The organism is Meiothermus luteus (assembly GCF_003574085.1).
Lineage (GTDB): Bacteria > Deinococcota > Deinococci > Deinococcales > Thermaceae > Meiothermus > Meiothermus luteus.
In genome coordinates this window covers 20,680-28,819 of record NZ_QWKZ01000032.1, presented here as the reverse complement: position 1 = coordinate 28,819, position 8,140 = coordinate 20,680, and the positions used below count along the sequence as shown (strand labels likewise).

Here is an 8,140-nt window from a genome sequence, read left to right as displayed (position 1 = left end):
GGGGTAGAACGCCTGGTGGGGGTGGGGCGGCTTTTTGGCCTAGGCCTGGGCCGGGCCTGGTTCCGAATAGGCTACCCCCTGCTTTGGCCCTACCTGGCTGCCGGGGTGTTCTTGGTAATGCCTTTAGCCTTGGCCGAGCTGACCCTCTCGGCCCTTCTTTACGCGCCTGGGGCCGAGACCCTGGGGGTGGCGGTGCTCTCCGCCTTGAATGGGGGGCTTTTCCGGGAAGCGGCGGCCATAGGGCTTTTGCTGATGATTCTCTCCCTCCTGATTTTGTTGCTGCCGCGCAGGGGGGTGATGGCCTGAGTGCGTGGAGTAGGAAATGCTGCGGATAGAGGGTCTCACCAAAAGCTTTGGCAAGGCGGGGGTCTATCAGGTTTCCCTGGAGTTGGAGCGGGGTCAAATTATGGCCCTCCTGGGGGCCTCGGGATCCGGTAAGACCACCCTATTGAACCTGGTGGCGGGCTTGCTGACCCCCGACTCGGGGCGGATTCTGCTGGAGGGGGAGGACCTGACCAGCCTAGCTCCGGAGCGGCGCGGGCTGGCCTATGTCTTTCAGGACCACGCCCTTTGGCCCCACCTCACGGCGCTGGAGCACCTTCTTCTGGTCATGAAGGAGCCCCGCAAGGAGGAGGCCCTGGCCTTGCTGGAGCGGGTGGGGCTTTCGGGGCTGGAGGGGCGCAGGCCGCACCAGCTCTCTGGGGGCCAGAAGCAGCGGGTGGCGTTGGCTCGAGCCCTGGCGGCGAAACCGCGGCTTCTACTGCTGGACGAGCCCTACTCGGCCCTAGACCCCGTGCTTCGGGAAGAGCTCCGGCTCGAGGTGGCTGCGCTGCTGCAGGCTGAAGGGGTGAGTGCCCTGCACGTGACCCATGACCCCGACGAGGCCTTGGCAGTGGCCGACCGGGTCGCGGTTATGGAGGGGGGGCGCATTGTGCAGGAGGGGCCTCCCGCGGAGGTCTACGCGCGGCCCAGCAGCCTGGCGGCGGCCCGGGCCTTTGGGCGGCTCAACCTGCTGCCCGTGGAGGTGTGTGGGGGGCAGGTGCGCTGGGATGGGGTGGCCTGGCCGGTGGAGGGGCTGCGGGAGGGCCAGGGTTTCCTGGCCTTCCGCTACGAGGAGCTGGTGCCCAGTCCTGCGGGGCTTTTGGCCCGGGTCCAGGCCAGCTACGGCGGCCGGGGGGAGCGGCTTTGCCGGGTGCGTCTAGCATGGGGCGAGGCGGTGGTCAAGCTCGAGGCCCGGCCAGGCCAGGAGGTTCGCCTGGCGCCGCTCGGCCCGCTTCGGGTCTTCCCCCGCTAAGGCCCTCCGGTGGCGTTGCGGCTGGCTGGGCTTTTTGTGTAGACTCAGGGCGTAGGCCTAAGCCTGCGGAGGTGAAGCTATCAAAGATGTACCGGTGAACGAACGAATTCGGGTGCGTCAGGTTCGCCTGATTGATGAAAACGGTGTGCAAATCGGGGTGGTGGACACCCGGGAGGCCCTGCGGTTGGCCCGAGAGCGGGAGTACGACTTGGTGCTGGTTTCTCCCAACTCGGTGCCCCCGGTGGCCCGGCTGCTGGACTACGGCAAGTGGCGCTACGAGCAGCAGCAAGCTGAAAAGGAGGCCCGAAAGAAGGCCAAGCGCACCGAGCTAAAGAGCATGAAGCTGCGGCCCAAGATTGAGGCCCACGACTACAACACCAAGCTCTCTCACATCCGGCGCTTTTTGGAAGAGGGCCACAAGGTCAAGGTCACCATCATGTTTCGGGGCCGTGAGCTAGCCCATCAGGAGCTGGGCTACCGGCTTTTGGAGCGCATCGCTAAAGACCTGGAGGGGATAGGCTTTGTGGAGATGCGCCCCGAGCTTATGGGGCGGGATATGAACATGGTCATGGCCCCAGGCTCCAAGCCCTCGGCGCCTATCACCCCGGCCAGCCCTGCCGGGAGCCCTAGCTAACCTCCAGGGCAATCTGCCCTTCTTTGAATTCAACCGTGAGGCGGCCTCCGCGCTTTAGGGGGCCGAAGAGCAGCAGGTTGGCCAGGGGCTTTTTTAGGGTTTCCTGGATGAGCCGGGCCAGGGGGCGGGCCCCCAGCAAGGGGTCGTAGCCCCTCTCGGCCAGCCAGGCTACCGCCTCGGGGGCAACGGAAAGCTGCACCCCCCGCTCCTCGAGTTGGACCTCAAGCTGCCTCAGAAACTTGCCCACAATCTGGCGCATCACTGCGGGGGAAAGCGGGTTAAAGTGCACGATGGCATCCAGCCGGTTGCGAAACTCCGGCGTGAAGGTGCGTTTTAGGGCCTCTTCGCTGGCCTCCTGCCGGGTGCCGCCCAGAAACCCCACCCGCCGCTCGCTGGCCTCGGCAGCCCCCGCGTTGGTGGTCATGATGAGCAACACGCTGCGGAAATCCACGGCCTTGCCGTTGTGGTCGGTGAGCTTGCCGTAGTCCATGACCTGCAACAGGATGGCGTAGAGGTCGGGGTGGGCCTTTTCTATCTCGTCTAGCAGCAGCACGCAGTGGGGGTTTTGTAGCACCGCGTCGGTGAGCAGGCCGCCCTGGTCAAAACCCACGTAACCTGGAGGGGCACCGATGAGCCTGGATACCGAGTGCTTCTCCATGTACTCGGACATGTCGAAGCGGAGTAGAGGTACCCCCAAGGAGGCCGCGAGCTGGCGGGCCAGCTCGGTCTTACCGACCCCGGTGGGCCCGGCGAAGAGGTAGCAGCCAATGGGCTTTTGAGGATCACGCAGCCCGGCGCGGGCCAGCTTGATGGCGCTGGCCACTTCCTCTACGGCCTTGTCCTGTCCGAACACGGCCGACTTTAGCTCCTGTTCCAGGTTGGCGAGCACCGCCTCGTCGTCCCGGCTCAGGTTCTTGGGAGGGATGCGGGCCATGCGGGCCACGGTGGCCTCTACCTCGGCGGCTCCGATGCGCTGCTTGCGCTTTTGGGGGGGAAGGAGGGCCTGAGCCGCTCCGGCCTCGTCCAGCACGTCCAGGGCGGAGTCGGGTAGGCGGCGCTCGGTTAGGTGTCGGGCGGCCAGCTCCACCGCCCGCTGGATGGCCCTATGAGTGTAGCGGAGGCGGTGGTGGGCCTCGAGCCTGGGCCTAAGCCCCTCCAAAATCCGCACCGCGTCGTCGTGGGAAGGCTCTAGGATGTCGATTTTCTGGAAACGCCGGGCGATGGCCCGGTCCTTCTCAAAGTGCTTGTACTCGGCGAAGGTGGTGGCCCCTATACAGCGCAACCGGCCGGTCAGAGCGGGTTTCAGCAGGTTGCTGGCGTCCACCACCGAGCCGGTGGTGGAGCCGGCCCCCACGATGGTGTGAATTTCATCAATGAATAGGATGGCGTTGGGGTGCTCCTCCAAAGCCTTCATCACCGCCTTGACCCGCTCCTCAAAGTCGCCTCGGTAGCGGGTGCCGGCGAGCAGGCTGCCCATGTCCAGGGCGTAGACCTCTGCACCCCTCAGCCGCTCGGGGAGGGGTAGGTCCCTTTCGCCCTGCCCCACAATGAGCTGGGCCAGGCCCTCTACCAAGGCGGTCTTGCCCACTCCAGGGTCGCCCACCAGGAGGGGGTTGTTCTTTTGCCGCCGGGAAAGAACAGTGAGCATGCGTTCCAGCTCAGCCCGGCGCCCGATTAGGGGGTCAAGCCGGCCCTGCCGGGCTTGCTCGGTGAGGTTGGTGCAGTAGGCCTCGAGGGGGTTCTGGGCTACCTCGGGGCCGGCCTCGCCTACCTGCACCGGCTCTGTGCTGGGTTGGGTGCCCCGGGGAAGGGCGCCTCGAGCAATGGCTGAGGTTAGGTCAAGCCGGGACACGCCCATCTGTTCCAGGAGCGCGCAGGCTGCCGACTGCCGCTCGTCCATAAGGGCTACCAGCACATTGGCCCCGTTGGCCTGGTCGCGCCCGGCGGAGTGCATCTGCAGCACCGCTCGCTGGATGACCCGCTGGAAGGCAGTGGTGGGTTCGGGCTGGGCCCCGGGGATGCTCTCAAACTGCCGGAGAGACTCCAGCAACATCATCCGCAGGTGATCCAGGTCAACCCCCACGCTCAGGAGTACCCGCTTGGCGTCAGGATCGTCCAGCAAGGCCAGGAGGAGATGTTCAAGCCCGGCGTACTCGTGCTGGCGCTCGAGGGCCAGCTCCAGCGCACGCCGGATGGAGCTCTCTAGGCTGGGGGTGAGAGGGGTTCCCATCCGCACCTAAAGTCTAGCAGGGGCCAATCCCTTGAATGTGCGGAAATCCACCGCTTACTCGGGTTCCAGGGTGCACTGCAAAGGGTGCCCTTCCCGCTGGGCGGCAGCTCTTACCTGGTTGACCTTGGTCTCGGCAATTTCAAAGGGATAGACCCCTGCCACCCCCACCCCGGCGTGGTGTACCTGGAGCATGATTCGGACCGCCTCGGCCTGGCTTTTCCGGAAGTAGCGCATGAGCACCTCCACCACAAAGTCCATGGGAGTATAGTCGTCGTTCAAGAGGAGCACCTTGTACAAAGGCGGGGTACGGGGGGCCACCTTGGACGAGGGACGGGTTTTGGTGGCGGTCGCACTCACACCATTAAGTGTAGCAAAGGGGGCCCCGAAGGGCCCGCGGTCTGGGTTGGGACCTACTTGAAGAAGGCGAAGGGACGGCCGGTGATCGCCACCCGGGCCTCGCTGAAGGTTAGGGTTCCACCGCTGCTGGTGGCGCCTACCTGCACCCCTATTCTGAAGTTGCCGCTTTTAACAATGTTGAAGGCGGCTTGGTTCTGGTTGGCGCTTAGGGTTAGGTCAATGGTTAGGGTCTGGGTTTGCCCCGGGGGTATGGTCAGGTTGGTATTGCCTATCCCCAGGTCACCCCCGTTGTTGTCCACCAGGTTGGTGTCGCTCGCAGGGGCTAGACGCAGCACAAAGTTGCCATTGAAGTCGGTGCTGCCGGTATTTGTCACGCTGGCCCGCAACACGATTTGAGCCCGCTCAACGACGTCCATGGTGGTGGGAACCGAGACCACCTGGCCCTCAAAGTTGGAGCCAGGGAAGAAGAAAGTGCCGGAGCCGGCTGGGATGCTGAGGGTGCGCTGGCTCGCGGGTACGAAGCTGAGCACGTTGACGTTTATGTTGTAGCGGGTAGCTGCGCTGCAGCCCGCCAGGACCAGCAGAGTAAGGAGGGGTAGGACAAGTTTGCGCATGGCTCTCCCTTCAGAAGTTCAGGCCCAGGCTCATGGCGATGCCAAAGACGGTGTGGCCCACAATGGGGGCGCGGTGGGTGGTCAGGGCGGCGTCTAGGCTAAAGCCGGGGCCCACCACCCCTGCCCCTAGACCGACACGGAGTCCGTCGTCAAAGCCCAGCCCAGCCCGGAAGCGGCCCGGCCCTAGGGCGTACTCCCCACCGATGTGGCCGTAAAGATGGGTCTCGTAGCCCAGGTCGCCCCCCAGGATAAGCTGGCCTGTTTCCAGGGGTACCTTGGTGGCGGCGTTTAGGAAGAAGGCCGGTACGAAGCCGAAGCTGCTGCGCTCGGCCTGGGCCGAGGTGGGGTTGGAGCTGCCGTTCCAGGCCAGCTCGGTTCCGCTCCAGCGAGCGAAGCCCAACAGGTTTCGGATGCCAAGGCCCACGGTAACCCCCTGGGACTCGGCCACCACCCCTAGGTCGGCCCGCAGACCAAAGCCGCTCCCGTTGCCCGGGTAGGTGTAGAAGATGTTTCCGCGGTAGATGGGGGGTTGGTTGGGGTCAATCTGTCCCTGGGCGTCGGTCTGAAGGCCGATGCTCAGGTTGCTCTCCACGTAGGCCAGGCCGTAGAACCCCTCCCCGCGGCCACCTGCGTACAGGCGGACCCTGCCCAGCTCAGGAACCGGCAGCTCGGGCAACCGGGTGGCGTAGCCAAAGCTCAGGCTCACTCCCGACTGGCCGCTGCCGTTTAGGGTTACGGCATACTCGGTGTTGGGCTGGAGACTGCCCCCCGCCAGGGCCTGGCGCAGTGCGGCATTGGGGGAGAGGCCAAGACCGAAGCCACCTGCGTAGGTGCCCAGCTCGAGGTACAGGTTGTTCTCGCGCAGCAAGGGGATGCGGAAGAGGGAGGCAGGGGTCAGGGCCTTGCTCGAGCCTACCCCGCTGGGGCTACCGAAGCCGAGCTCGAGGTTGAGGGGCCGGCCCTGGTAGTCCGTAACCCTGATGCTTCCGGCCTCTACGTGAATTTGAATCTCAGGGTAGCCGGTGCTGGGGTTGATGAAGGCGTTGGAGGAAGCGGGGTTAATCAGAAAGCTGTTGAGGTGGGTTAGCTGGTCGTAAAGGCTTAGAAAGTCAAAGGGGTTGTTGGGGTCGGAGAGGCTTTGGGGGTTCCGAAGGATGGGGATGGGGTTGCTCTCAGGCCGTAGGAGGATGCCCAGCAGGCCCAGGGGTAGCTGAAACCCGCTCTCCTCCCCGTACACCCCTGCGGGGTAGGCGGCGTAGCCCGGGTTTAGGTGGGCTGCCCCCGGTCCGGGGAGCACCAGCCCGGCCATTCCCAGGCTGCGCACCCCTTGCGCAAAAGCTAAACCGCTCAGCAACACTAAGAATGCGAACCAACGTCGGCGCATAGCATCCGAAATTGTAAGGCCTAGCACTCAGCGTAGAGGTTTATTTGCACACAAGGGTTGGTGGAAGCAGTGGGCCAGGGCAATGGCCAGGGCGTCGGCCAGGTGGGTGGGCTTGGGCAGGGAGGGAAGGCCTAGGAGCGCCCGCACCATGTAAGCGATCTGCTGCTTGTCGGCCCGCCCGTTCCCCACCAGGGCCTGCTTGACCTGGGGTGGGCCGTAGCCATAGACCGGTATAGACATCTGGTCAGCGACCAAAAACACCGCCCCCATGGCCCAGCCCACCTTGTAGGCCAGCTCGTTTTGCCGGTAGAAAAACTGTTCCTCTACCGCAATGGCTTGAGGGCGGTAGAGTTGGGCAGCCTCATATACAGCCCGGTAGAGCGTGCCCACCCGTTCGGGCGCAGGCTGGCCATGCGCGGTCTGGACGACCTGGCCGTGGAGCATGCGGTAGCGCTGGCCTCTTTGTTCCACCACGCCCAGGCCCAGGTTGGTGATGCCAGGGTCAATGCCGAGCACGATCATTGCTCTGGCCGGTCCCTCGCTTTCCCTGGGCTTCCTCAGTTGCCCCGCTTAGGCGGGTAGTCCCCATCCCCGTAGCGAATGAAGGCGGGAATCTCAAAATTGCTGAGGTCCACCCCCGTGGCGGGGAAGTCTATGAGGCTGCGGCCTCTGGAGCCGGCCGTGACGGTGCTCTCGTGGAAGCCGGTGGCGATCAGGATCACCCGCATCTCGTCCTGAGCCCGGTTGTCGTAGGTCAGGCCGTAGAGCACGTCCACATCCTCCACGCCGGTGGCCTCGCGAATCAGCTCGACCACCTGGCTGGCTTCCATCAAGGAGATGTCCTCGTCGCCGACCACGTTGATGAGCAGCTTGTGGGCCCCTTCCACCGAGCGGTCCAGAAGAGGGCTTTGGACCGCCGAGCGGGCGGCTTCCTGCACCTTGTTCTCGCCGCGTCCGGCCCCGATGCCCATCAGAACCTGTCCGGCGTCTTTGAGCAGGGTGCGCACATCGGCGAAGTCTAGGTTGATCTGGCCCGGGAGGTTGATGACGTCGGTGATGCCCTTGACCCCGTGGTAGAGCACCCGGTCGGCGATCATAAAGGCGTCCTTGGCGGAAACCTTTTTGTCCAGGGCAGAGAGCAGGCGGTCGTTGGAGATGACCACCATAGCATCCACGTGTTCACGAAGCCGCTTGATGCCCTCCTCGGCGGCCCGCGTGCGGCGTGGGCCTTCCCAGCTAAAGGGCCGGGTGACTACCCCCAGGGTCAGAGCACCCAGGCTCCTAGCGATGCGGGCCACCACCGGGGCGCTCCCGGTTCCTGTGCCGCCGCCCATTCCGGCGGTGATGAAGACCATGTCGGCGCCCTCCAGGTACTCCCCGATCAACTCCTCGGCCTCCTGGGCGGCCTTTTCGCCGATCTCGGGGTTGGCCCCCGCGCCCAAGCCCCGGGTGAGCTTCTCACCAAGCTGGATACGCGTTTCGGCCAGGCTGGCCGAGAGCACCTGGGCGTCGGTGTTGGCGGCGATGAACTCGACCCCGCTAAGGCCCGACTCAATCATGCGGTTGACCGCGTTGTTGCCCGCGCCGCCGAGCCCGATTACCTTAATCCGAACCTCACCCATAAAAG

8 protein-coding genes and 1 pseudogene are annotated in these 8,140 nt (G+C 64.8%); 3 read left to right on the top strand and 6 right to left on the bottom strand.

Annotation, left to right across the window (positions count from 1 at the left end; translation table 11 throughout):
• The 3 genes and pseudogenes from Mlute_RS06520 to infC all read left to right on the top strand — a co-directional run.
• Positions 1-306 (top strand): annotated as a pseudogene (locus Mlute_RS06520) (ABC transporter permease); the annotation flags it as partial.
• 16 nt (positions 307-322) lie between these two features.
• Positions 323-1,294 (top strand): ABC transporter ATP-binding protein, encoded by a 972-nt coding sequence (locus Mlute_RS06515; RefSeq protein WP_119359929.1) that lies wholly within the window; start codon positions 323-325, stop codon positions 1,292-1,294.
• Positions 1,295-1,373: 79 nt separating this feature from the next.
• A complete protein-coding gene (gene infC, locus Mlute_RS06510; protein ID WP_119359928.1) occupies positions 1,374-1,928 on the top strand; it encodes a translation initiation factor IF-3 in 555 nt (184 codons plus the stop codon).
• Here the strand turns inward: infC and Mlute_RS06505 are convergent.
• Genes Mlute_RS06505 through ftsZ form a run of 6 tightly spaced genes read right to left on the bottom strand, consistent with a single transcriptional unit; the run spans position 1,921 to position 8,135 of the window.
• Positions 1,921-4,158, bottom strand: coding sequence for an AAA family ATPase (locus Mlute_RS06505; protein WP_119359927.1), 2,238 nt, complete (start codon positions 4,156-4,158; stop codon positions 1,921-1,923). The two genes, infC and Mlute_RS06505, sit on opposite strands and share 8 nt — an antisense overlap.
• 54 nt (positions 4,159-4,212) lie before the next feature.
• Positions 4,213-4,515 (bottom strand): ATP-dependent Clp protease adapter ClpS, encoded by a 303-nt coding sequence (clpS, locus tag Mlute_RS06500; protein ID WP_119359926.1) that lies wholly within the window; start codon positions 4,513-4,515, stop codon positions 4,213-4,215.
• Positions 4,516-4,568: 53 nt separating this feature from the next.
• The gene (locus Mlute_RS06495; protein WP_119359925.1) at positions 4,569-5,129 is read right to left on the bottom strand and encodes a lipoprotein; all 561 of its coding nucleotides are present in this window, start codon (positions 5,127-5,129) and stop codon (positions 4,569-4,571) included.
• A gap of 10 nt (positions 5,130-5,139) precedes the next feature.
• Positions 5,140-6,513, bottom strand: coding sequence for a TetR family transcriptional regulator (locus tag Mlute_RS06490; RefSeq protein WP_119359924.1), 1,374 nt, complete (start codon positions 6,511-6,513; stop codon positions 5,140-5,142).
• Between the two features lie 27 nt (positions 6,514-6,540).
• Positions 6,541-7,035 (bottom strand): crossover junction endodeoxyribonuclease RuvC, encoded by a 495-nt coding sequence (gene ruvC / locus Mlute_RS06485; RefSeq protein ID WP_119359923.1) that lies wholly within the window; start codon positions 7,033-7,035, stop codon positions 6,541-6,543.
• Between the two features lie 35 nt (positions 7,036-7,070).
• Positions 7,071-8,135, bottom strand: a complete 1,065-nt coding sequence (gene ftsZ / locus Mlute_RS06480) for a cell division protein FtsZ (RefSeq protein ID WP_119359922.1) — start codon at positions 8,133-8,135, stop codon at positions 7,071-7,073.
• Positions 8,136-8,140: the final 5 nt, after the last annotated feature.

What these genes read in the sequence shown, in the direction of transcription:
- Mlute_RS06515 (WP_119359929.1), top strand. Translation starts at nt 323, where the DNA reads ATGCTGCGGATAGAGGGTCTCACCAAAAGCTTTGGCAAGGCGGGGGTC.
- Mlute_RS06505 (WP_119359927.1), bottom strand. Translation starts at nt 4,158, where the DNA reads ATGGGAACCCCTCTCACCCCCAGCCTAGAGAGCTCCATCCGGCGTGCG.
- Mlute_RS06495 (WP_119359925.1), bottom strand. Translation starts at nt 5,129, where the DNA reads ATGCGCAAACTTGTCCTACCCCTCCTTACTCTGCTGGTCCTGGCGGGC.
- Mlute_RS06490 (WP_119359924.1), bottom strand. Translation starts at nt 6,513, where the DNA reads ATGCGCCGACGTTGGTTCGCATTCTTAGTGTTGCTGAGCGGTTTAGCT.
- ruvC (WP_119359923.1), bottom strand. Translation starts at nt 7,035, where the DNA reads ATGATCGTGCTCGGCATTGACCCTGGCATCACCAACCTGGGCCTGGGC.
- ftsZ (WP_119359922.1), bottom strand. Translation starts at nt 8,135, where the DNA reads ATGGGTGAGGTTCGGATTAAGGTAATCGGGCTCGGCGGCGCGGGCAAC.